Raw genomic sequence first — 22,467 nt, 5'->3', positions numbered from 1 at the left:
ATCGTCGCTGACCTGCATCAAGGAGGTGATGTCCGGGACCGATTGGCCTTGGCCGGACATCATCACCACGATCGCCCGCCGCAGCTTCACCGGGTCCTTCGCGGTCCTGGTGATCCGCTGCAGCCTGCGGCCTTCCTCCATCGTCAACGGCCGGACGAACACCTCCGGTCGGCGAGCCATGACCACCTCCCAACATCGAAGAGGCAGCCAGCCTGACGGGTTCACCCCCAGGAGATCAATTACCCGGCCGAGGTTCGGTGACGAGCCACTAGCCGGTCGAAAGGCTCTGCTAGTCGAACAGGCCGGGCGGGGGAACGGGGGCGAGGACGGCGTCGCCGTCGGAAATGGGGGCGGCCCCGGCGACCAGGCGGGTCAGGTCCTCGTCGGCCACGCATCGCGCCTGGGTGAGGCCGCCCGCGGCCTTCCTGGTGAGTGCCTCGATCGGCAGGTCGCCGGGCGAGGCGGCCAGGATGACGTTGCCGAACCTGCGCCCGCGCAGGATGCCGGGCTCGGCCAGGAGCGCGACGTGCGGGAAGACCCGGCTCACGGTGGAGGCGACCCGCTTCACGAACGGCAGGCCCTTGCCGTCCGCCACGTTGATCAGTGCCATGCCGGAGGGGCGCAGGACGCGGGCGATCTCCGCCATGTATTGGACGGTCGCCAGCTCGACCGGCATCGTCGCGCCCGAGAACGCGTCGAGCACGAACAGGTCGGCCGAGTCGTCGCCGAGGACCGTCGTCGCCGCGCGGCCGTCCGTCACCCGGACCTTCAGCCGGGGCACCGACTTGAGGTTGAGCTGGTCGCGTACGAGCTGGACGAGTGCGGCGTCCGGTTCCACGACGATGTGCCGGGAGCCGGGCCGCCGCGCGGAGATGTACCGCGGGATCGTGCAGGCCCCGCCGCCGATGTGGACGGCGTCGAGCGGGCCTTCGGGCAGGCAGTCGATCACGCTGGCCATGAGCTGCGTGTACGAGAAGTCCAGGTAGGTGGGATCGGTCAGGTCGACGTACGACTGAGGAACGCCGTCCCTGATCAGCATCCACCCGTCGGGCCGGTCGAGGTCGCGCAGGAGCTCCACCTCGCCGAAGGTCACCGGATAGCGGCCTGGCAACGGTTCTTTGCTCCTTGCCACCTATGACTCCTTTCGCGTGATATGAGAACCGTATGCGGAACAGGGCCCTGCTCGCCCTCGTCGTGGTCGCCGCGGGCATCTTCGTCTTCGGCGTTGCCGGACTCATTGTGTCGGGCAGGCAGGAAGCGAGTGGGGACTTCGTCGCCGCGCCGCGGGGGACGCCCACGGGAGCGGGCCCGCAGACGCTCCAGCTCCGCCCCGACTCGTCTCCCGAGCCGTCTCCAGAGCCGTCTCCCGAGAGCTCGCCGGAGGGCTCCCCGGACCAGACGGCCGCCGCCTACTTCCAGGCCTGGGTCAAGAGCGACTACGACGCCATGCGCGAGCTGGTCGACGAGCCCCCGGACGACTTCGCGGACCAGCACCGCGAGTTCGAGGACGCCGCCCTCTCCAAGTCGCTGCGGATCACGGTGGGCAACCTCGTACGCACCGGGAACGAGACGGCGGAGATCCCCTTCACCCAGGAGCGGGACGAGCAGGACGCCGGCACCTGGCGCTTCGACTCCAGTCTGCATCTGGCCGTACGCGATCTCACCTGGAAGGTCGTCTGGACGCCGTCCGTCCTGCATCCGGACATCCAGCCGGGCGGCAGCCTCGTCAGGATCGAGCCGGACGCGGGGCCGCTGCGGCCGGTGACGAGGGGAGGGCGGGAGTTCCCGCAGAACTCGGGCGCCGAGGCGTACATCGACAACCTCGTGAACCAGGGGGTGGCGCCCACGACGGGGGTGGCCGTGGGGTGGGCGCTCGAGGTCGAGAACCCGGGCATGCCGGCGAAGACCGTCCTGTCCTACAAGCCGGAAAAGCGGCCTACCGGCGTACGGACCACGATCGACTATGCGACGCAGGCCGCGGCGGCGCGGGCGCTCGACGGCGTGCAGCGGGGCGCCCTCGTGGCCGTACGGCCGTCCACGGGGGAGATCCTCGCGGTGGCCGACCGGCTGGGCGGCCGGGCGGCGTTCGAGCGCAAGTACCCCCCTGGTTCGACGTTCAAGACGATCACGGCGGCGGCGCTGCTCAACAACGGGCTGTCTCCCGACAGCACGGTGGACTGCCCGGGGGTCTACCAGATCCCCTTCAACCGGCCGATCCACAACTACAAGGACGAGAACCACGGGACGGTCACCCTGCGGCAGGCGTTCGCGCTGTCGTGCAACACCACGTTCGCCCGGCTGACGATCGAGCGGTTGAACGGTGACGCGCTGGTCGACCAGGCCAGGGCGTTCGGCTTCGGGGTGCCGGGGGAGAACCCCGGCACGAGCACGTGCGGCAGCCTGGGGCGGCCGGATAATCCCGACGCGCTCGCCGAGGACTCCTTCGGACAGGGCACGGTCGAGGCGACTCCGCTGTGCATGGCGCTGGTCGCTGCCGCCGTGGAGAGCGGGGAGTGGCGGCAGGCCCGCCCGCTGGCGGACGAGGCGCCGCAGGGGGAACTGCTGCAGAGCGTGTCCCTGCCGTCCAACGTGGCCGAGGGGCTGCGTTCAATGATGAGCGCGGTCACGGTCGACGGGACCGCGGCCGGTTCCGAGCTGCCCCCGGGGGTCGCGGGCAAGACCGGCACCGCCGAGGACGGGCAGGGCGGGCAGGACCACGCCTGGTTCATCGGCTATCGGGGCGACCTCGCCTTCGCCGTGTTCGTCGAGCACGGCGGCACCGGCCGTGGCGCCGCCGTCCCGATCGCCGCCCGCTTCCTGAAGGCCCTTTGAATCACACGTGAATCACACGCCGGGCCAGGCGAACCGGTGGGTGTGGATGCCGAAGTAGGTGAACGCCTCGGCCCTGGTGACGCCCGGCACCCGCTTGATGTGATCGTTGAGCACGGTGAGCAGCTCGGCCGGCTCCCGGCACACCACCTCGGCGAACAGGTCGAACGAGCCCGCCGTGAGCACCACGTAGATCACGCCGGACAGCTCGCTGATCCGGTCGGCGACCTCGTGCACGTCGCTGTCGACGCGGACGCCGATCAGCGCCATGACCGGCAGGCCCAGCGCCATCGGGTCGGTGACGCCGACGATCTGCACGACCCCCTCGTCGCGGAGCCGCTGCACCCGTTGCCGTACGGCGGGCGCCGACAGGCCGGTGGCCTCGGCGAGCGCGGTGTAGGAGGCCCGGCCGTCCCGCTGCAGCTCGCGCAGCAGGATCCGGTCGGTCTCGTCGAGCGTCATGCGACCAGCTCCGCGACGGCCGAGGCGAACACCTCGTGGTGCAGGTCCACGTCGGCCTCGGTGGTGGCGGGGGACATCAGCGCCATGTTGTGGAACGGTGTGAGCAGCACGCCCCGGTTGGCCAGGTAGACGTGCAGGTAGTCGTCCAGGTCGGGGTCGCCGGCCGCGTTCGACTCGCCGCCGTTGCGGGGGGCGGGGCTGGTGAAGCGATACTCGGCGCGTGCCCCGAGCCGGGTGACCGACCACGGCAGGCCGTGCGCGTCGATCACTTCCTGGACGCCCTTGGTGAAACGGGTCGCCAGCTCGGTCATGGCGGCGAACGCGTCGTCGGTGAGCACGTGCTCCAGCGTGGCGCGCATCGCCGCGACCGACAGGGCGTTGCCGGCCAGCGTGCCGCCGACGCCGCCCATGTCGACCAGGTCGAGCCCGTCCATCGCCTCGACGCGCGCGGCGACCTCGGCGGACAGGCCGTAGCCGCCGCTCGGGATGCCGCCGCCGATCGCCTTGCCGATCGTGACGATGTCGGGGTGCAGGTCCCACGCCTTCGTGCAGCCGCCCGGGCCCGCAGAGAAGGTGTGCGTCTCGTCGTTGATCAGCAGGCTGCCGTGCCGCCTGGTCAGCTCGCGCACGCCCTCCAGGTAGCCCGGCTCGGGCAGCACGATGCCGATGTTGGTGAGGGCGGGCTCCATGAGGACCGCCGCGACGTCGCCGTACGCCAGTTCGCGCTCCAGCGCGGGCAGGTCGTTGAACTCCACGACGCGCGAGGTGACGGTGGGATCGACCGGAGCTCCGACGTTGCCCTCGCGGGACACCTGCCGGCCGTCCGGGCCGACCACGAGCAGCACCTCGTCGACGCTGCCGTGGTAGCAGTAGCTGTTCACGAGGATCCTGGTCCTGCCGGTGATCGCCCTGGCCAGCCGGATCGCCCACCGGTTGGCGTCCGTGGCCGTGAGCGAGAAGCTCCAGTAGGGCACCCCGAACCGGCGGCCCAGCTCGGCGCCGACCCAGGCGGCGTCCTCGGTCGGCATCATCACGGTCGCGCCGCCCCGGCGGCCGAACCGGTCGGCGACGGCCTCCACGGTCGCCTGAGGGGAGTGCCCGGCCATCGCGCCGGTGTCGCCGAGGCAGAGATCGACGTACTCGTGGCCGTCCAGATCGGTGACGCGGGCGCCGCGGGCCTCGGCCAGATAGAGCGGGAAGCCGGCGGCGGTCTTGTTCATCCACGTCATCGGCACGCCGCCGAACAGGTGGCCGCGTGCCTGCTCGTACGCGGCGGCCGAGCGCGGGTTGCGCTCCCGGAACGCGTCGCGCTCGCGGTCGAGCAGCCGGGCCAGCCGAGTGCGGTCGATCATCATCCCTGCCTCAGAAAAGATCGCATAATCCCGGGTTAGCCGCGGAATCTGAAGCAAAGGTACACAATCGCGATTGAATCGTCAGCAGGTGGCCTGTGTCGGAGTCCCGGGCGGGGATCTACCCTCGCGGTCTGAAAAATGTCCTCTTAAGGTGCTATCTAAGCGGAAACCCTTCACATAGAAGGCCAGATATGAGGGAATCATCTCGTATCCCAGCGTGACGCGGAGGCGAAATGAACCCCACCACTGTGCACGACGCCCTCGCACGGCACCTGCTCGTGGACGGTTACCGCCTCGTGCTCGACCTGGACAGGAGCGCCGGCTCCTGGCTGGTCGACGCCCGGGACGGCCGGAGATACCTCGACTTCTACACGTTCTTCGCGTCGTCGCCGCTCGGGGTGAACCCGTTCGCCGACGACCCGGAGTTCGTGGCACTGCTCGGCCGGGTGGCCGCCAACAAGCCGGCCAACTCCGACATGTACACCGTCCACCTCGCCGAGTTCGTGGAGACGTTCCGGCGGGTGCTCGGCGACCCCGAGCTGCCGCACCTGTTCTTCGTCGAGGGCGGGTCGGCGGCCGTGGAGAACGCGATCAAGTGCGCCTTCGACTGGAAGAGCCGCTGGAATGAGGCCCACGGCCGTCATCCCGGCCTCGGCACGCGCGTCCTCCACCTCACACGGGCGTTCCACGGCCGCGGCGGCTACACGCTCTCGCTGACCAACACCGACCCGGTCAAGACCGACAGGTTCCCCCGGTTCTGCTGGCCGCGGGTCGACGTCCCCGCGATCCACTTCGGGGACGTCGAACAGGCGGAGGAACGGGCGCTCGCGCAGGCCAGGGAGGCGTTCGAGCGGTTCCGCCACGACATCGCCTGCTTCATCGCCGAGCCGATCCAGGGCGAGGGCGGCGACAACCACATGCGCCCCGAGTTCCTCCAGGCGATGCAGGCGCTCTGTCACGAGTACGAGGCCCTGTTCGTCGTGGACGAGGTGCAGACCGGCGTCGGCCTGACCGGCACCCCCTGGGCGTACCAGCAGCTCGGCCTGGCCCCCGACATCGTGGCCTTCGCGAAGAAGGTGCAGGTCGGCGGGATCATGGCGGGCCGCAGGGTGGATCTCGTGCCCGACAACGTGTTCAACGTCAGCGGCAGGATCAACTCCACCTGGGGTGGCGGCCTGGTCGACATGGTGCGCTCCCGCCGGATGCTGGAGATCATCGAGCGGGACGGCCTGATCCCGAGGGCGGCCATCCTGGGCGAGAAGCTGCTGGGCGCCCTCCAGAGCCTGGAGGCCGAGGGCCTGGTCGCCAACGCGCGCGGACGCGGGCTGATGTGCGCCTTCGACGTTCCCGACCCCGCCGGCCTGGTCACCCGGCTCCGGGAGGAGCGCGCGATCCTGGTCCTGCGCTGCGGCGAGCGGTCCGTACGGCTACGCCCGGCCCTGTCCGTCCAGCCGGACGAGCTTGAGTATGGCCTGGCCGGGCTGCGCGCCGTCCTCACCGGGGACCTGGCCAGTGGTTGACGGCACAGTGGTTGACGGCACAGTGGTTGACGGCACAGTGGTTGACGGCACAGGGGTTGACGGTGCCGGCGGCGCGGGCTCGCCGCGCCACCGGCAGATTGCCGTCATCCGTGAATCCACGCCCAGCTTCGCGTAGATGCGGTTGACGTGGTTCTTCACGGTCTTCTCACTCAGGAACAGCAGCCGCGCTATCTCGCCGTTGGAGTGACCGGTCGCGATCAGCTCCATGACCTCGGCTTCTCGCTTGCTCAGCCCGTCGATTCTCATCCGGCCTCCGTAGAAGACGATCAGAGATCGCCGAGGCCCCCGCACGGCGGTTGTGAGGCAGCATAACCCGCCTCGTCCACCTTTGGGGAAAGGTGCACTGACTTGCCCGGGTCAATGCCTCTCGTGGACCGTGACGGTTTCGAGATGCGGATCAGCGGCGATCTCGGCCGCGGTGAAGCGCTCGGTCACCCACCCGCCGCGCGAGAACAGCGCTGTCTGGTCGGTGTGGTGGGGCGACGCGGGGTCGGCGGACAGGGAGTAGGTGAGGACGGTACGTGTGCGCGGGCCGGCAGGGGTGAGCTCGACGGCCATCATGAAGCTGGATCCGGTGTTCACCTCCGGGTAGCGTCCGTCGGTGCCCAGCGGCCCGCCCGTGCGCACCCGGTCGAAGCAGCCCTCCCCTTCGGTGCAACCGGGAATCGGGATCGAGGCGTAGCTCTGCGCCTGCCCGGGGGTGAGCGTCAGCGGGATCCCGTTGGACCGGAAGAACCCCACGGCGTCGGCGAGGGCCTGCCGTACGGCCGGATCGTCCTTGAGCCCGCGCGGGGTGGTCAGCGGCCGCGCGGGGTCGAACGACACCCGCCACGGGCTGTAGGGAGGATCTCCGGCCTTGACGGGCCGGCCGAGCCGCATGAAGAACTCGCGCCAGAGGATCGCGCCCTCGCCGTCCAGGGTGGCCCGCCCGTCCCACTTCTCCAGCGTCCGGCAGCCCTCGTGGCTCAGCTCGGGATGGGCGCGGCACATCTTCAGCAGGTCGTCGCGCATCAGCTCGAAGGTGAGGTTGCGCTTGCCGTGCACCGTGGCCTGCAACGTCTCCAGCGTGAAGCCGGGCGCGCCGAGCCCGTCGGCCCCGGACAGCCGCTGGGCGATCATGTCGAGGCTGACCCGGGGGCGCGGCTGCACATCGGTGCCGGTCTTGCCGTACGCCTTGGGATAGCCCGTGAGCGGCTTCGCGGGGTTGGTCATCCAGTAGGTGTTGTTGGAGTTGGCGACGTAGTCGGCGCGGATCAGCGTCGGCTGCTTGCCGGGCCCGAAGATGCCCGGCACGACGGCGTCGCTGTCCCTGCCCCACAGGCACGCGGAGGTCGACCCGTCCAGGACGTACGCGTCGAGGCCGGGAACGGGCGAGGGCTTGGCGCAGCGCTCGGCCTGGGCGTCGGTGACGTGGGGGACGACCGAGGTGTCGGCGAAGTAGGCGGTGCCGCTCACGTCGGTGGCGAGGGTGTGGACGAACGGCATCCCCTGGTAGGTCCGCTGGGCCGCGCGCAGCTCGTCGAGGCTGCCCGCCCTGGCCATCGCCAGCCACTCGTCGGCCGCCCGCAGGTTGGCGGCGTTCGCGTCGGCCAGCGCGTACGCGGCCTCGTCGCTCTGCCCGACGGCGAGCACCGGGCCATAGCGGGAGGTGAGGAGGGTGTGGCGGGAGACGGTGCCGTCCGGCAGCGTGACCTCCACCTCCTGCTCGCCCATCGGCTCTACCCGGCCGTCGACGGTGTAGCCGTGGCCGCCCGCGAGCGCCAGCCGATAGACGGTGAAGTGCTGCGCGTGGGTGACGGTGTGGGTCCAGGCGACCTTGGCGTTGTGGCCGATCTGGACGACCGGAGTGCCGTAGAGGCTGCCGCCCGCGACGTCGAGGACGCCGGGGATCGTGAGCTGGATCTGGTAGAAGCGGCGGATTCCCTGCCAGGGGAAGTGCGGGTCGGCCAGCACCATGCCGCCGCCACCCCGGGTGGCCTCACGGCCGAGCGCCCAGGCGTTGCTGCCCGCCGCGGGCATGGGCCGTGGTTTCTCGGGTCCGGCCATGCCGGTGATGGCCTCCTTCAGGCTGGAGCTGGAGGACATCCGGCTGAGGTCGAGCAGGTTGGCCCACATGTCGGTGGCGGTGATCGGGCCGACCCACGCCTTGCCCCGGCACCGGGGATCGGGCAGGTTCGCCACCCCGGTGTCCTCCAGGTAGCGGTTGTATCCGGCGACGTAGCCGTCCACCAGACGGCGCAGCTCGGCGCTCGGGCCGACCGGCGCGGGCCGGGCCAGCAGCCGCCGTACGACGCCGGAGCCGGCGACGCTCTTGTAGTAGACGTCGCTGGCGAGGTTGGCGACCGGCTTGGCCGGGTCGTCCGACTCGGCCTCCGGACCGAAGTAGCGGGAGCGTTCGCCGCGCAGCGTCACCACCCAGGAGGCCAGCGTGCACAGGTTGTCCTGGGCGAAGGCGTAGCCGTACCCGAATCCGAGGCCGCCGTAGTCCTTGGCGGTGATGTGCGGGATGCCATATTCGGTGCGCCGGATCGTGGCGGAGTAACCCCCGCCGGCCGCCTCCGCAGGAGCCGCGGGAACGGCTGGGGCGAGTAACGCGAGCGCGATCGCCGCAGCAGGCATGAGCTTCATGAAACCCCTATTCGAAACGCGCGTTGTCGGGCGTGGTCATGCGCCGCAGCAGCGGCAGCGTGGTGAGGATCACCAGCAGGGACGCGGCCAGGCCGCCGCCGAGCGAGGCGAAGTAGACGGGACCCGGCAGCGCGAGCGACGTGCCCTTCATCGCGAGGGCGTCGATGAGCGGCTCGGCCACGCCGAAGCCGGCGCCGGCGGCGAGCGCGGCGGCCAGCACGAGCGGCAGCGCCGACTCCAGCAGCACCACCGCGGCCAGGGTGCGCGTGGGCGTGCCCGCCAGCCGCAGCAGGGTGAACGGCTGCCTGCGCTCCACCAGCCCGCCGCCGGCCGCGACCACGAGGCCGCAGGCGCCGGCGACCAGGGTGAGCCCGACCATGGCCAGCGCGATGTTCTCCGCCCGGGTGTACAGGTCGGCCCTGACCTCGGCGACCTCGGCGAAGGTCATCGGCGCTTCGACGCTGTAAGCGGCCAGCAGGGTGCGCAGCCGCTCCAGCGTCCCCGTGTCGCGTGTGGTGATCATGACGGCCGCCAGGTCGAGCCCGTCGGCGGACGCGGCCGGGCTGTCGGGGCCCGCCAGCGGCAGGAGCCTGTCGATGGTGAGGGGGTTGTCGGCGCCGACGATGCGGGCGAAGTTGCCCGCCACGGCGCTGGTGCCCCTGCCGTCGATGTTCACAGGGCAGCGGCCCAGCACGGGGAAGAGGGCCAGGCCGGCGCATTCGACGACGTACGGCCTGGGCGGCGCGCCGGGCTGCGGGGGGACCTTCTCCGCGTCCACCCGGCCGTAGATCGGCAGCACCTCCACGCCCGGCTGGGCGCGCAGCCGGGCGAGCAGCTCCGTCCCCGCCTGCGGCGACAGGCCGGAGACGCCCGGCCGCTCGAACCTGGCGCCCAGGACGTCGTTGAGCGTGCCCCCCGCCACCTTCTGCTGCCCGGCGACCACCGCCGGCACGAGGGCCGCGATCGTCGTCCCGAGGAACACCGCCAGCACCAGCCCGCTCACCGACCTGAAGGCGGTCTTCGGATCGGCGGCCAGGCGCCGTGTGGCCAGCAGCGTCGCTCCGCCCCGGGTCAGCCGGGCGGCCAGGCGCGCGGCGACCATGGTCAGCCAGGGCCCGGCCAGCATCAGCCCGACCATGATCAGCGCGAGCGCGACGACGGCGAGCAGCTCGTCGGGCTTGCCGTTCCGATAGACCGGGCCCATGAACATCCCCAGCCCCGCCAGCAGCGGGATCACCCGCCACGCCCGGGGCGGGGACGTGGTGGTCTTCCGCGCCACGCCGAGCGGCGAGATCCGCACCCGGCGCAGCGACCACAGGGCGGCGCCGGCCGCCACCACCGGCACGCCGCCGAGCACGGCCGCGTACTGCCAGGCGTGCGGGGCGACCAGGTCGGGGAAGAACCGCGCGCCGGTGACCCGCACCCCGGCCACGGCCGGCCGTACGAGCTGGAAGATCGCGAGGCCCGTCAGCGCGCCGGCGAGGGCGCCCAGCGCCGCGTCCACCGTGGCGAGCACGTTGATCTGCCGCGTGGTGGCGCCGACCAGGCGGATCGCGGCGAAGCGGCTCTCGCGGCGGGCCGCGGCCAGCCGGGTGGCGGTGCCCACGAGCACCAGCAGCGGGACGATCAGCCCGACGCCGGCGACGCCGAAGGCGAACCGGTAGACGTCCGCGTCGGCGTCGACCGCGGGCACCGTTGACCCCGTGGACGCCGTGGAGACCGCGGAGGCCGCGTCGACCTGCCGGGTGCCGGGCAGGGCGGCGACCTCGTCCGGCGTCCGTCCCACCACGACGACCAGCTCGTCGGGCCCGGACAGCGCCGCGTCGCCGATCAGCCCGGCGCGCGTGCCGGGGAAGCGGGCGGCCAGCTCCTCGCGCGGCGCGGAGTCCAGCAGCCCGGCCAGCGCGGGCGAGGCGTAATACTGCCCGGGGCCGGGCATGCGGGACAGGCCGGGGACGACCGGCGCCCGCGTTCCGAGCGCGGCGGCGTCGAGCCTCCTGATCGTCCGGCCCGCGTAGAAGTCCTCACGGTAGCTCCACAGCGCGCCGTCGGCCGTCGCGTCGAGGGCCCAGCCGCTGGGCGCCGAGCCGGTGGTGCACTCCCAGCAGGGACGGCTGTTGGTGGCCTGGAACGCGTTGAACAGCGACAGCGTGGACAGCAGCACCGCGACGCCGGCCGCCACCCCGACGACGATCAGCGCCAGCCGGGTCACCGCCTCCCTGCCGCTGCTCAGCGACAGCCGCAGGCCCAGCCGGATCATCGGACCGCCCCGGTCGTGTACGGGTCGCTGACCCGGCCGTCGCGCACCACGACCTCCCGGTCGGCGCAGGCGGCCACCCGGGCGTCGTGGGTCACCAGGATCACGGTGGCGCCCTCCTCGCGGGCCAGGCCCACCAGCAGGTCCATCACGTGTTCGCCGGTGAGCGTGTCCAGCGCGCCGGTCGGCTCGTCGGCGAACACGACCCGCGGCCGCGTCACCAGCGCTCTGGCGATCGCCACGCGCTGTGCCTGCCCGCCGGACAGCTCCCCGGTGCGCCGGCCGCCCAGGTCGGCCAGCTCCAGCCGTTCCAGCCATTCGGCCGCACGCCGCTCGGCGTCCTTCCTCCGCGTACGGCCCAGCAGCAGTGGCAGCATCACGTTGTCGGCCGCGGTCAGCTCCGGAACGAGCTGGCCGAACTGGAAGACGAAGCCGAAGGCGGTGCGCCGCAGCTCGCTGCGCCGGCCGTCGTCGAGAGTGTCGAGGCGGCGTCCGTCGAACCACACCTCGCCGCTGTCCGGCGTGAAGATGCCGGCCAGGCAGTGCAGCAGCGTCGACTTGCCCGACCCGCTGGGACCCATGATCGCCACGACCTCGCCGGCGGCCACCGACAGGTTCGCCTCGCGCAGCGCGACCGTGCTGCCGTAGGAGCGGCCGACCTCCCGTGCCTCGATGATCATGACGTACGCACCATCTCGGCCAGCGCCCCCAGCCGGGCCTGGGTGACGTCGATCCACCGCAGGTCCGCCTCCAGGTGGAACATGGCGTGGTCGGCCAGCAGGGCGTCGGTCAGGGGGCCGCCGCGCTTGACCTCCGTGAGCTCCCGCATGCGCCGCATGTGCGTGGCCCGCTGCGCGTCCAGATAGCCGGCCGCGTCACGGCCCAGCATCAGCGCCAGCACGACCTTGGTGAACAGCACCGTCTGCAGGTATGGCTCGGCCGCGACCGGCTCGGCCAGCCACGTGGCGACCTCCTGCCTGCCCAGGGGGGTGATCGCGTAGCGCTTGCGGTCCGGCCCGCCGCCCGGCTCACTCTGCCCGGTGACCTTGCCGTCCCTGGCGAGGCGGCCGAGCGTGGAGTACACCTGCCCGAAGGGCAGCGGCTTGCCCCGGCCGAAGAAGGTGTCGTAGTCGCGTTTCAGGTCGTATCCGTGGCTCGGCTCCCGCTCCAGCAGGCCGAGCAACGCGAGGGGTACGGTCATGCCCGCAGACTATATCCCGAGTGTATACACGCGGCGGATAGTCGCCCATGAAAAAAGACCGGCAAAAAACGAACGGCCGGTCCGTGAGGACCGGCCGTTCGCCACTGGGGTGAGTGATGGGACTTGAACCCACGACATCCAGGACCACAACCTGGCGCTCTGCCAGCTGAGCTACACCCACCATGTCCGCCGTTCGAGGCGTACGAAGAAAGTGTAGCGGCATTTGGGAGTCGTTCGCGCCCCAATATCGCCGCCTGCGGAGGTCAGGGCCCGGAGACGGCCTCCGCGACCTCACGGGCCGTGGCGGAGTCAGGACCGGGCTGGGGCACGAAGACCGCGGCCCGGTAGTAACGCAGCTCGCGGATGCTCTCGGTGATGTCGGCCAGCGCGCGGTGCCCGCCCTGCTTCTCCGGAGAGGCGAAGTAGACCCGGGGATACCAGCGGCGGGCCAGCTCCTTGATCGACGAGACGTCGACCATCCGGTAGTGCAGGAACGTGTCCACCTGCGGCATGTCCCGTGCGATGAAGGCGCGGTCGGTCGCGATGGAGTTGCCGCACAGCGGCGCCTTCTTGGGCTCGGCCACGTGGGAGCGGATGTAGTCGAGCACGACGGCCTCGGCCTCCGCCAGGGTCACCCCCGTCGAGAGCGCCTGGAGCAGCCCCGAGGCCGTGTGCATCTCCCGCACGACCTCGGACATCTGCTCCAGCGTCTCGGCGGGGGGCTTGATGACGACGTCCACGCCCTCATCCAACTGGTTCAGCTCGCTGTCGGTGACGACACAGGCCACCTCGATCAGCGCGTCACGGCCGAGGTCGAGCCCGGTCATCTCACAGTCGATCCAGACCAGCGGGTCAGTCATGGCTCAAGAGTAATGCTGAAGGGTAAATGGGGACGTCACTGAGACTGAAGCGAGTCCTCCACACGCTTGAGGATCGACTGGTCCAGGTTGTCCGGCACCGAGACGTACAGCATCGCGGGACGGGCGTTCCGACCACGGTCCACCAGGATGATCGCGCCCTTCTCCTTCTTCCACTTCAGGCCGCTGGCCTCGGAGACCTTGGTGAAGTCCATCTCGAACTCGAAGATCCAGCCCTGCTTGCCGCTCACGGTCGTCGCCTCGTTGCGCAGGATCTTGCGCTCGTGCGGGATGCCGTAGAAGTCGTTCTCGTAGGTGAGCAGCAGCGACTGGGACAGCTGCCCCAAACTCTGCGGGCCGCTGTAGGGGAAGATCTGGGGCACCTCGGCGGTGTAGACGCTGGCGACCCAGTCGCTGCCCCTGCCGTCGTAGTTCGCCTGGGACGTCGCCGTGCAGCCGCTCGTCCACAGCGGCCTCCGCTGGTCGGCCGGGTCGTTGATGCCCTTCGACTCCGGCACCTCCCACTTGTCGCCCGGGTACGCGTACGACAGGCCGGTCACCGGGTCGGTGATGCGGTCGCCGGACGGCTGGGGGAGCTGGGGCAGCGGCGGCAGGGACTGCTGCGGCTCCTGCTCGGGCGGCACGGTCTGGTCGAGCTGCGGGGCCGTCGCGTTGACGTCCGGCCGGGCGCCGGCCGTGTAGGCGCGATCGCGCAGGACGATGACCGCGCCGCCGATGACCAGCGCGAGCACCACCACGGCGGCGATGCCGCCCACGACCCACGGCCAGACCGGCGCCGTACGCCGGGGCGCGCCGAACTCGGGCACCGGAAGCTGCGCCGTCCGGTTCATCGGCCCCCACTGGGGCTGCGTCTGGTGTGGCGCCTGCTGCGGGGCTTGGGAGGCTTGCGGGGCTTGCGGGGCTCCGGCCTCCTGCCCGGGAGCGTGGGTGGCGTCGGTCCACTGAGTGCCGTCCCACCATCGCAGGAGTGAGGAGCCGTACGGGTCCGGATACCAGCCGGCGGGGGTCGTCGTCATGCGCGCCAGACTAATGAAATCAGCATTTGTAGGTGAAACTTGCCTTGTCCTGGATCGGTTTTCCGGACGCCGTGGGGGACAGGATGCGGAGCGTGGCCGTGCCCTTGAACGTTCCCGACCCCTTCACGTTCCAGTGCAGGGGGAGATCCACCGACGTGTTCCCCGAGGAGACCGGCTGCTCCCCCTCTACCGGCTTGCGGCCGTCGCTGCGGAGCCAGCGGTAGCGGATGGTGCCGGCCTCGCCGTTGGTCGTGACGATGCCGACGAAGTCGGCGGTGCCGCCGCAGCGCACCGTCTTCGAGGGCGCCTTGACGTCGACGTCGCTCACCGCGAGCGACGCGGCGGGCGCCTGGCGCAGCCAGAGGATCGCCGCCGCGATCAGGATCGCCAGCAGCAGCGTCCCCGCCCACGCCGTCGAGCGCCTGCGGCGCCGCCGGGGAGCCGGACGGCCGGCGTGGGTGGCCGTGACGGCGGCGGAGGTCTGCCCGGACCGCCAGATCTGCGCGGCCGTGGTCTCGGTCGGGACCCCGGGCCCGAACCGCATCATCACGTCGCCGGGGCCCTCGGTGGCGTCCGGCAGGTCGAGCAGGGTCACCGCCTCGCCACCGGAAGAACCGGCCGCCGCGACCGCGGGGTATCCCGGGTGTTCAGGAGACGCAGGATATTCGGGGGACCCACGGTATTCGGGGGACACAGGGGACGCGGGCGCCGACAGGTTCTGAGCCGCGTGAGCGAGGCCTTCCCGGCCCACGCCGGGGAACGCGCCGCGCTCGCCGAGCAGGGTTTCTCGCGCGGCGGCCAGCCCGTGGGCCACGGCGGTGGCGGACGCGCGCCGCAGCGCCGCGGCGGCGTGTCCCTGACCGCAGTCGGCGGCAAGCGCGCCGGCGAGCGCGGCCCAGGCCGCCACGTCCTGCTCCGCGGACGCGTGCTCGCCCCGCAGCGCCCGCAGCAGGCCGCGCTCGGCCAGCAGCGCCGAGCCGTCCTCCCCGATCACGATGGTCCCGGCGTGCAGCGCGCCGTGCGCCGCCCCGGCGGCGTGTACGGCGAGCAGGGCCTGCGCGGTCTCCACGAGCACGGTCGCAGCGCCGCCCAGGTCGAGGCGGCCGGCGGCCATCAGGTCGGCGACGGACGGCGTCGCCCGTGTGGTGATCAGCCAGACCTCGTCACGCGCGGCGACCAGGTCGATCACGGGAAGCAGCCCGATCGGCCCATCCGACTGGAGACGCAGATCGGCGCCGACCGCCGCGACAAGTCGTTCGCGTGCCCCGGCCGTGGCGACGGCCGGGGGATCGAATCGCAGCGCGCCGGACGGCCGTCCGTCGGCGGACACCGCGTCCGCCCAGGTGCCGACCTCGCTGCGCCGGGTCCGGCCGGTGAGCCGGTGCCCCGCGACCGTCGCGCCTTCTCGCATCTACCGCCGCCTTCGGTGCCGTCCGCGCATGCGTCCCATGGCCAGTGTGGCGGGAACGAGCCCGGTCGTCACCAGGGCGGCGGCGAGCCCGACCGTCGGAGTCTCCGAAGGAGGAGCGGGCGAGAGCGTCAGCACGGGCGGCGGGTCGCTGGGGGTGCTGGGCTGCGTCGTCGGCTGGCTGGGCTGGGTCGTGGGCCGGGTGGGCCGTGTCGTGGGCTGGGTGGGCTGCGTCGTCGGCCGTGTCGTGGGCGGCCGGGTGGTCTGGGTGGCGCTGGGCCGCGGGTTCGCCGGCGTGTTGCCGCCCGGGTCCACCGTGACAGAGTCGTCCGAGGGCGCGGGCGTGGGCGACGGCCTCGGCTTCGGGGTGCGCCTGAGGGTCGGCGTGGGCCTCGGCCTCGGGGTCTTCGAGAGGCTGGGCCTGGGGGTCGCCCGATTGGTCGTGCTCGGCCGCACGGTCGGACTCGTCGGCAGGGTGTCCGGCCCGGGGCTGGTGACCGCGGGGGTGGGGGTGTCGTTCCCGGGCTCCTGGGTCGGCTCGCCGCCGGACTCGTCGCCCGAGTCGTCACCGGAGCCGACGCTGGACTCGTCCTCCACCTCGATCGACGAGGGATCGATCGCGGGCGGGCTCGACGTCTCGATCGACGTCCCGGCCTGCAGGGTGGCGTCGCCGCTCATGGTCTGGACCAGCGCCACCGTTCCGGCCGCGATCACGACCATGCCGGCCAGGGTCAGGCCGATCTTCATGCGGGTCCGGCTCAGCAGGCCGCCGAGGCTCGTCTCGGCCAGCGCGGTGCCGGCCTCGGGGGCGTTCTCCTTCAGCGGGAAGAACGGCACGAGCAGCCCGGCGAGCGCCGCGAGCCGGCGCCGTCCGCGATCCTCCCAGGCCGGGCCGTACACGTCGGTGGCGACCATTTCGAGCTCATGCAGGAACTCCTCGGCCGACGCGAACCGGTCCTCCGGCCGCTTGGCCATGCCGCGCTGCACGAGGTCGCGCAGCGGGGGCGGCACCTCGTCGACCGGAGGAGGGGTCGCCTGGTGCTGGCGGGCCAGCGCGGCCATGTTCTGCGCCCGGAACGGCCGTCCGCCGGTGAGGCACTCGAAGAAGACGACCGTGGCGGCGTAGACGTCGCTCGCCGGCCCGGCCTTGCCTCCCTGCCACTGCTCCGGGGCCATGTACGGCGGCGTCCCGGCCGCCCTGACCCCCTCGCCGGCCTGCGCCGCGATGCCGAAGTCGACGAGCTTGCTGGTGCCGTCGGCCTCGATCATGACGTTCTCGGGCTTGTAGTCGCGGTGGACCACGCCGATGGAGTGCGCCGCGGCCAGGCCGAGCAGCGAGCCCTTGAGCACGGTGAGCGCGGCCTCGGGACCGGTCGGGCCCTCCGAGCGGATCATCGCGCGCAGCGAGACGCCGTCGATCAGCTCCATGACGATGGCGGCGCCGCGCGCGGTCTCGACGTACTCGTAGAAACGCGCCGCGTGGGGGCTCGGGTCCATGGCGGCGAGCAGCCGGGCCTCGTGCCGGAACCGGGCGACGAAGTGGAGGTCCCCCATCATCTCGTCGGACAGGTACTTGATCGCCACAGGGATGTCGTCGGCGTCGTGCCGCGCGAGCATCACCCGCCCGGCGCCCCCGGTCCCGAGTTCACGAATCTCCGTATAGCCGGGGACGCGCCAGGCGCCCGTCTGGCCGTGCATAACGGTCTGTCTCCTCATCGCCTGGGGCCCCCGCCGAATGACGAGACCGTAGCTTAGTGACGCACCGGATAATGCGCTGAGAAGTCACGATTTAGTCAGACTGGGTTGTCAGTAATCGTCTGGCCGTGTCCGGTCCTATTTGATGCACGAATCCGTTTGCCGGGTGACCGTGGAGGCGCCGCCCGCCGCGGCCGGCGAGGTGGACGCGGTCACGCCGTAGGAGTCACAGGGCCAGCGGGAGTAGGTGTACGTGGCCGTGACGGTGTAGGCGGTCTTGCCCGACAGGCTGAGGGTCCGGGTGGACACCGTGGAGCCGCCGGTCGCCCAGGCGAGGTTCAACCGCACCGCGGAGGTGTTGCCCGCGGTGACGGCGATGGTGGCCGTGGCCGTCGTCCCGCTGATGGTCAGGCTCTGCACGCGCACCTGGCTCACGGAGGCGGGGCAGGTCACCGTGGCCGAACTCGCCGCCGTGCCGCCCGGAGCCGCGGGGTCGGTCGAGGCCTCGAACGTGACCTTCTCGCCGCAGGGGCGGCGGGAGAAGGCGTGTGACAGCGTGCGCGTGTAGGTCTTCGCTCCGGACAGGCGAACCGTCTTCGTGCCGCCGCCCGAGGAGGGCGCGGAGAACCGTCCGGTGAGGTCCACCGGGCCGGTGCCGTCGGTGGTCACCGTGACGGTGGCCGTCACGGCTCCGGTCGAGGACACGGCCGGTGTGCCGACCTTCACCGAGGTCACGGAGGTCGGGCACGGCGGCGCCTTGGCCGTGGCGGTCCGGGTGCCGCCGGGCCCGGCCGGGCTGGTGGTCACGCTCATGCCCCAGGTGCCCGAGCAGACGCGGCCGAGGCCGCCGGAGACGGTGCGCGTGTAGGTCGTCGCGCCGCTGAGGGTGAGCGTGCGGGTGGCGGTCACCGTGCCGTTCGCGGTGAAGCGCACGGTCAGGGTCACCTTGCCCGGCCCGCTCGTCCTGATGGTGACCGTGCCGGTGCCGGTCGCGCCGTCCGCACCGCTTCCGGCACGGTACGACAGCCTGCCGACATCCAGCTCGGCGACCTTCGTGAGCGAGGCCGAGGGCGACGGCTTCGCCGAAGGGGACACAGAGGGCGATGGCGAGGGCTTCGCCGAGGGCGACGGCGTGACCACGGGCGACGGTTTGGGCGACGGCATGGGAGACGGCATGCGGGACGGCATGCGGGACGGCATGCGGGACGGCTTGGATGATGGCATGGGAGATTCCGCGTAGGTCTCCTCGGGTGTCGCCTCGGGCGTCTCGTCCGGCGTCTCGTCCGGCGTCTCGCTCGGGGTCTCCTCGGGGACGACCGGCGACGCGGACGCCGTGACGGGCACGGTCGTGTTCTCCGCACCAGTGTTTCCCGCGCCCGTGTTTCCCGCGCCCGTGTTTCCCGTGCCCGCGGTCCCGGCGCCCGGCGACGTCGCGGCGGTGCGCGTCCCGGCCGAGCCGAGCGCGTACGCGCCGATGCCGCCGCCCGCGACCACCACCAGCACGGCCCCGGCGGTGAGCAGGACGCCCTTGCTGCGCAACGACCGCAGTGACCGCAGCGTCGTGGTGAACAGCGAGGAGCCGGTCTCCGAGGGGCGCGCCCGGTTCAGCGGGAAGGTCGCGGCGAGGGCGGCGGCGAGCGCGGCCAGCCTGCGCCGGCCCCGCTCCTCCCAGTCCGGGCCGTACGCCGCCACGGCGGCCCGCTCCAGCTCGTAGACGAACGCGGCCGCGCTCGCCGGCCGCAGCGCGGGGTCCTTCGCCATGCCGCGCGCGACCAGGCGCCGCAGCGGCTCGGGGATCTCCTCGACCGGCACGGGCGCCGTCTGGTGCATGTGCCGGAGGACGGAGTGCTCGGTCGCCCGGTAGGGCCGGTGCCCGGTCAGGCACTCGAAGAAGACCGCGGTCGCGGCGTACACGTCGGACGTCGGCGAGGCCGCCGCGCCCGTCCACTGCTCGGGGGCCATGTACGGCGGGGTGCCGGCCGGTGCGCCGGGGGCTCCTCCGGACCGCACGGCGATGCCGAAGTCGGCGAGCTTGCTCGCCCCGTCGGCGGTGACCAGCACGTTCTCGGGCTTGTAGTCGCGGTGGACGACGCCGGTCGCGTGCGCCGCGGCCAGGCCGAGCAGGGAGCCCTTGAGGACGGCGAGCGCGGCCTCGGCACCCGTGGGGCCCTGCCCGCGCAACAGTGCCCGCAGGGTGGGGCCGTCGACCAGTTCCATGACGATCGCGGCGCCCTGCCCGGTCTCCAGGTATTCGTAGAGCCGCACCACGTGCGGGTCGTTCAGCTCGACGAGCAGGCGGGCCTCCTGCCGGAAGCGGACGACGAATCCCTCGTCCCGGCGCAGGTCCTCCGACAGATACTTGATCGCCACCGGAGCGCCGGAGCGCTCGTGGACGGCGAGGACGACGCGGCCCCCGCCTCCGGCGCCCAGCTCACGTGTGACCGTGTAACCGGGCACATTCCAGTGCTCGGCGGAGCTCATGCGGCCTCCCTGGTCGATGAAAGGTCGGTCGCAGTTTCGGTGAAACCGCTTGCAATCCGCTTACAGCCGCGGCTGCCGGTTCCCGATGTGCGGGGGGACCGGGATGCCGGGCGTGAGGCGCGGGTCGGGCTCGGGAGTGCCCCACGCCACGGTGAGGGGCAGCACGCCCGCCCAGACGGGCAGGTCGTAGTCTTCCTCGTCGTCAATCGGCGGCCCCTGCCGGACCTTCACCGACGCCTCCTCCAGGGACAGGGCGACCACGGCCGTGGCGGCCGTCTCCTTGCGGTCGGGCAGGCGCACGGCGTCCCACTGCCCGGGGGCGAGCTGCTCGGTGATTGCCCGCAGGCCGTCGAGCCGTTCCTCCGGGTCGTCCACCATCCGGGCGAGGCCGTAGACCATGGCGGACCGGTAGTTCACGGAGTGGTGGAAGGCGGAACGCGCCAGCACGATCCCGTCGAGGTGGGTCACGGTCACGCAGACCGGGCCGCCGAGAGCGGCGCGCAGCGAGGTAGCGCCGGTGGAGCCGTGCAGATAGAGGGTGTCGCCGATCCGCCCATATCCGGTGGGGATCACCATGGGCGACCCGCCGGCCACCACGCCGAGATGACAGATGAGCCCGGCGTCGATGATCGCGTACAGGTCGGCGCGGTCGGTGCGGGCGCGGTCTTTCGCCCGCCGAAGCGTGGTGCGGGCGGTTGTAGAGAGCATGTCCGTTAAGTTAGGCCGAAGTGGACCGGTGAAGGACGTCCACTTGCGGGCCATATGGGGGGACCACTTGCGCGTGACCATAGATCTGCCGCTGGCCGTGGACCGCGAGTGCCCGGTGCCGCTCGCCGTCCAGGTGGCCGATCAGTTGCGGGAGGCCATGCGCACCGGCCGGCTCAGGGCGGGGGAGCGGCTGCCGTCCACGCGGGCCCTCGCCGCATTGCTGCGGGTCAGCAGGACCGTCGCCACCGACGCGTACCAGCAGTTGTACGCCGAGGGGTGGCTGGACGGGCGGCACGGCTCGGGCACCTATGTGGCCGACGAGGCGCTGCCGTACGAGCAGCCCACCGAGCAGCCCACCGAGCAGCCCACCGAGAGACCCGCCGAGAAGCCGGCCGAGGCGCGCGGGTCCGCCCGCCGAGAGCCGCCGCCCCCGGGGACGGTGGACCTGCGGGCGGGGCGGCCGTGGGTGTTCGGCTATGACACGGCGGCCTGGCGGCGGGCCTGGCGCTCGGCCGGCGACCTCGCGCTGAACGCGTTTCCCGACCCCTACGGCCACCCGGAGCTGCGCGAGCTGCTGGCCGACCACCTGCGCAGGGCGAGGGCCGTGCCGGTGGGCGCGGGCAACGTCATGGTCACCAGGGGCACCGGCAACGGCCTCGACCTGATCGCCGCCACGCTGCTCGGGCCGGGCACCAGGGCGGGCGTGGAGGAGCCCGGCTGGCGGGCCGCCCGGCGGATCTTCGCCTTGCGAGGCGCGGAGGTCGTGCCCTGCCCGGTGGACGAGCAGGGCGTGATCGTCGATGCGCTCCCCGACGACCTGCGGGTGCTCTACACGACGCCCGCGCACCAGTTCCCGGTCGGCGGCAGGCTGCCGATCCCGCGCAGGGAGAAGCTGCTCGCCTGGGCGCGCAGGACCGGCGCGATCGTCGTCGAGGACGACTACGACGCCGAGTTCCGCTACGACGTCGCGCCGCTGCCCGCGCTCTACGGGCTCGACCCCGGGCGGGTGGTGCTGCTCGGCACGCTGTCGAAGTCGCTCGGCCCCGACGTCGGGCTCGGCTGGCTGGTCGCCCCCGCCGGCCTGCTCGACGCCGTGGCCGAGCGCAGGACGCACCTCGCCGACCGCACGTCCGGGCCGGTCCAGCGGGCCGTGGCGACCCTGCTGGAACGCGGCGACCTCGACCGGCACCTGCGCAGGATGCGGCTGGAGTACGCCCGCCGGAGGGAGGCCATCGTCGAGGTGCTCGGGCCGTACGTGCGGGGCGACACGGCCGGGCTCCACGTCATGGTCACCCTGCCCGCCGACGTGGTCCCCGGCCTGGTGCGGCGGGCCGGGGAACGCGGCGTGCTCCTGGACACGGCCGAGCCCCACCACATCGGGCCGCCTCGGGTGCACGGCCTCGTGCTGGGCTACGGCTCGGCGTCCCGCGCCGACGTACGGCGCGGGTGCGCGGTGATCAGGGAGCTCATACCTCCTGCAGAAGCCTGAGCTCGCTTCCGGGCACGGGGACCTCCAGGTTGAGCGCCTCCTCGCCGATGATGCGGGCGATGTCGATCGATCCCGGGTCGCCCTCCCTGGTGCCGGGCACCTGGGAGTGGCCGAAGTGGCCACCCTGCGCCCACAGCCGTTTGCTTCGCTCGGCGGTCAGGGAGTGCGGATAGGGCAGTGGAGGGCCGGCCGGCCATCGGCGCGGCACCTCCCACGAGTCGAGCCAGGCCAGGATGTCGTCCAGGCCGTCGAGTTTGGTGTCGGTGAACGGTTCCCTCGCCGAGCCGATGACTTGGATCTGCACGCAGATCCGTCCGTTCCTGCCGCGGTCCGCGGCGAGCCCGCCGCCCGCCCTGGTGGGCGGGAGCAACTGGACGATCTCTCCGGTCACCGGATTCCACACCAGGTGGGAGGGCCGGCGGAGCTGGATCAGCCGCTGGGCGACGGACCTGGCTGAGACCCTTTGGGGGTCGGCGGGCCAGATGAACCAGACGGTCCTCGGGGCTCCTCCGAGCATCGATC

Annotated in this window: 18 protein-coding genes, 1 tRNA gene and 1 pseudogene; 3 read left to right on the top strand and 17 right to left on the bottom strand. The window is 72.2% G+C overall.

The annotated features are described in order from the left end of the window. Nucleotides 1-180: hypothetical protein (locus tag FLX08_RS23600; protein ID WP_425280637.1), on the bottom strand; the 180-nt coding region annotated here is incomplete at its 3' end. Nucleotides 181-289: 109 nt separating this feature from the next. Further along, a complete protein-coding gene (locus FLX08_RS23595; RefSeq protein WP_244312840.1) occupies nucleotides 290-1,132 on the bottom strand; it encodes a spermidine synthase in 843 nt (280 codons plus the stop codon). A gap of 32 nt (nucleotides 1,133-1,164) precedes the next feature. Between FLX08_RS23595 and FLX08_RS23590 the strand changes: the two genes are divergently transcribed. Beyond that, on the top strand, nucleotides 1,165-2,832 hold the full coding sequence (locus tag FLX08_RS23590) for a penicillin-binding transpeptidase domain-containing protein (protein WP_142621396.1): 1,668 nt from the start codon (nucleotides 1,165-1,167) through the stop codon (nucleotides 2,830-2,832). A gap of 12 nt (nucleotides 2,833-2,844) precedes the next feature. On the opposite strand, the gene FLX08_RS23585 is transcribed toward FLX08_RS23590, so the two are convergent. Together FLX08_RS23585 and FLX08_RS23580 are read right to left on the bottom strand one after the other, a co-directional pair. Continuing rightward, complete coding sequence (locus tag FLX08_RS23585) at nucleotides 2,845-3,291, bottom strand: Lrp/AsnC family transcriptional regulator (RefSeq protein ID WP_142621394.1); 447 nt, start codon at nucleotides 3,289-3,291, stop codon at nucleotides 2,845-2,847. Continuing rightward, nucleotides 3,288-4,643: a transaminase gene (locus FLX08_RS23580; RefSeq protein ID WP_208761617.1), complete on the bottom strand. Its 1,356-nt coding sequence runs from the start codon at nucleotides 4,641-4,643 to the stop codon at nucleotides 3,288-3,290. The genes FLX08_RS23585 and FLX08_RS23580 overlap by 4 nt, the downstream gene beginning before the upstream one ends. A 233-nt stretch (nucleotides 4,644-4,876) precedes the next feature. Between FLX08_RS23580 and lat the strand changes: the two genes are divergently transcribed. Beyond that, entirely contained in the window at nucleotides 4,877-6,163 is a 1,287-nt protein-coding gene (lat, locus tag FLX08_RS23575) for an L-lysine 6-transaminase (RefSeq protein ID WP_142621390.1), read from the top strand. Nucleotides 6,164-6,244: 81 nt separating this feature from the next. Here lat and FLX08_RS42275 read toward each other — a convergent pair. The 12 genes and pseudogenes from FLX08_RS42275 to FLX08_RS23515 all read right to left on the bottom strand — a co-directional run. After that, nucleotides 6,245-6,418: pseudogene (locus tag FLX08_RS42275) on the bottom strand (helix-turn-helix domain-containing protein); the annotation flags it as partial. A 123-nt stretch (nucleotides 6,419-6,541) separates the two neighbouring features. Continuing rightward, nucleotides 6,542-8,803 carry a penicillin acylase family protein gene (locus FLX08_RS23565; protein ID WP_244312838.1) on the bottom strand — a complete coding sequence of 754 codons (2,262 nt, stop codon included), beginning with the start codon at nucleotides 8,801-8,803 and terminating at the stop codon, nucleotides 6,542-6,544. A gap of 16 nt (nucleotides 8,804-8,819) precedes the next feature. After that, on the bottom strand, nucleotides 8,820-11,072 hold the full coding sequence (locus FLX08_RS23560; protein ID WP_142621385.1) for an FtsX-like permease family protein: 2,253 nt from the start codon (nucleotides 11,070-11,072) through the stop codon (nucleotides 8,820-8,822). Then, nucleotides 11,069-11,749 carry an ABC transporter ATP-binding protein gene (locus tag FLX08_RS23555; protein WP_142621383.1) on the bottom strand — a complete coding sequence of 227 codons (681 nt, stop codon included), beginning with the start codon at nucleotides 11,747-11,749 and terminating at the stop codon, nucleotides 11,069-11,071. The genes FLX08_RS23560 and FLX08_RS23555 overlap by 4 nt, the downstream gene beginning before the upstream one ends. Then, entirely contained in the window at nucleotides 11,746-12,270 is a 525-nt protein-coding gene (locus FLX08_RS23550) for a PadR family transcriptional regulator (RefSeq protein ID WP_142621381.1), read from the bottom strand. Before FLX08_RS23550 ends, FLX08_RS23555 begins: the two co-directional genes overlap by 4 nt. 105 nt (nucleotides 12,271-12,375) lie before the next feature. After that, nucleotides 12,376-12,451: transfer RNA gene (locus FLX08_RS23545), tRNA-His, on the bottom strand. A gap of 82 nt (nucleotides 12,452-12,533) precedes the next feature. Next, nucleotides 12,534-13,130, bottom strand: coding sequence for an oligoribonuclease (gene orn, locus FLX08_RS23540; RefSeq protein WP_142621379.1), 597 nt, complete (start codon nucleotides 13,128-13,130; stop codon nucleotides 12,534-12,536). Between the two features lie 35 nt (nucleotides 13,131-13,165). Then, nucleotides 13,166-14,164 (bottom strand): DUF2510 domain-containing protein, encoded by a 999-nt coding sequence (locus FLX08_RS23535; RefSeq protein ID WP_142621377.1) that lies wholly within the window; start codon nucleotides 14,162-14,164, stop codon nucleotides 13,166-13,168. 19 nt (nucleotides 14,165-14,183) lie between these two features. Further along, nucleotides 14,184-15,575 carry a hypothetical protein gene (locus tag FLX08_RS23530; protein ID WP_142621375.1) on the bottom strand — a complete coding sequence of 464 codons (1,392 nt, stop codon included), beginning with the start codon at nucleotides 15,573-15,575 and terminating at the stop codon, nucleotides 14,184-14,186. Beyond that, nucleotides 15,576-17,270 carry a serine/threonine-protein kinase gene (locus FLX08_RS23525; RefSeq protein WP_142621373.1) on the bottom strand — a complete coding sequence of 565 codons (1,695 nt, stop codon included), beginning with the start codon at nucleotides 17,268-17,270 and terminating at the stop codon, nucleotides 15,576-15,578. Between the two features lie 135 nt (nucleotides 17,271-17,405). Then, entirely contained in the window at nucleotides 17,406-19,748 is a 2,343-nt protein-coding gene (locus FLX08_RS23520) for a protein kinase domain-containing protein (protein WP_208761616.1), read from the bottom strand. Nucleotides 19,749-19,808: 60 nt separating this feature from the next. Continuing rightward, nucleotides 19,809-20,456 carry a pyridoxamine 5'-phosphate oxidase family protein gene (locus FLX08_RS23515; RefSeq protein ID WP_142621371.1) on the bottom strand — a complete coding sequence of 216 codons (648 nt, stop codon included), beginning with the start codon at nucleotides 20,454-20,456 and terminating at the stop codon, nucleotides 19,809-19,811. Between the two features lie 67 nt (nucleotides 20,457-20,523). Between FLX08_RS23515 and pdxR the strand changes: the two genes are divergently transcribed. Further along, nucleotides 20,524-21,945 (top strand): MocR-like pyridoxine biosynthesis transcription factor PdxR, encoded by a 1,422-nt coding sequence (gene pdxR / locus FLX08_RS23510; protein ID WP_244312836.1) that lies wholly within the window; start codon nucleotides 20,524-20,526, stop codon nucleotides 21,943-21,945. Here pdxR and FLX08_RS23505 read toward each other — a convergent pair. After that, the gene (locus FLX08_RS23505) at nucleotides 21,923-22,462 is read right to left on the bottom strand and encodes a hypothetical protein (RefSeq protein WP_142621367.1); all 540 of its coding nucleotides are present in this window, start codon (nucleotides 22,460-22,462) and stop codon (nucleotides 21,923-21,925) included. The genes pdxR and FLX08_RS23505 overlap by 23 nt on opposite strands. Nucleotides 22,463-22,467: the final 5 nt, after the last annotated feature.

Source organism: Microbispora hainanensis, assembly GCF_006874475.1.
GTDB lineage: Bacteria > Actinomycetota > Actinomycetes > Streptosporangiales > Streptosporangiaceae > Microbispora > Microbispora hainanensis.
This window is presented reverse-complemented; position numbering and strand designations above follow the sequence as displayed.

Bases quoted from the DNA above. Each gene is read 5' to 3' on its own strand.
- FLX08_RS23515 (WP_142621371.1), bottom strand. From the start codon at position 20,456: ATGCTCTCTACAACCGCCCGCACCACGCTTCGGCGGGCGAAAGACCGC.
- lat (WP_142621390.1), top strand. From the start codon at position 4,877: ATGAACCCCACCACTGTGCACGACGCCCTCGCACGGCACCTGCTCGTG.
- FLX08_RS23530 (WP_142621375.1), bottom strand. From the start codon at position 15,575: ATGCGAGAAGGCGCGACGGTCGCGGGGCACCGGCTCACCGGCCGGACC.
- FLX08_RS23585 (WP_142621394.1), bottom strand. From the start codon at position 3,291: ATGACGCTCGACGAGACCGACCGGATCCTGCTGCGCGAGCTGCAGCGG.
- orn (WP_142621379.1), bottom strand. From the start codon at position 13,130: ATGACTGACCCGCTGGTCTGGATCGACTGTGAGATGACCGGGCTCGAC.
- FLX08_RS23520 (WP_208761616.1), bottom strand. From the start codon at position 19,748: ATGAGCTCCGCCGAGCACTGGAATGTGCCCGGTTACACGGTCACACGT.
- FLX08_RS23565 (WP_244312838.1), bottom strand. From the start codon at position 8,803: ATGCCTGCTGCGGCGATCGCGCTCGCGTTACTCGCCCCAGCCGTTCCC.
- FLX08_RS23560 (WP_142621385.1), bottom strand. From the start codon at position 11,072: ATGATCCGGCTGGGCCTGCGGCTGTCGCTGAGCAGCGGCAGGGAGGCG.
- FLX08_RS23550 (WP_142621381.1), bottom strand. From the start codon at position 12,270: ATGACCGTACCCCTCGCGTTGCTCGGCCTGCTGGAGCGGGAGCCGAGC.
- FLX08_RS23555 (WP_142621383.1), bottom strand. From the start codon at position 11,749: ATGATCATCGAGGCACGGGAGGTCGGCCGCTCCTACGGCAGCACGGTC.
- FLX08_RS23525 (WP_142621373.1), bottom strand. From the start codon at position 17,270: ATGCACGGCCAGACGGGCGCCTGGCGCGTCCCCGGCTATACGGAGATT.
- FLX08_RS23580 (WP_208761617.1), bottom strand. From the start codon at position 4,643: ATGATCGACCGCACTCGGCTGGCCCGGCTGCTCGACCGCGAGCGCGAC.
- FLX08_RS23590 (WP_142621396.1), top strand. From the start codon at position 1,165: ATGCGGAACAGGGCCCTGCTCGCCCTCGTCGTGGTCGCCGCGGGCATC.
- FLX08_RS23535 (WP_142621377.1), bottom strand. From the start codon at position 14,164: ATGACGACGACCCCCGCCGGCTGGTATCCGGACCCGTACGGCTCCTCA.
- FLX08_RS23505 (WP_142621367.1), bottom strand. From the start codon at position 22,462: ATGCTCGGAGGAGCCCCGAGGACCGTCTGGTTCATCTGGCCCGCCGAC.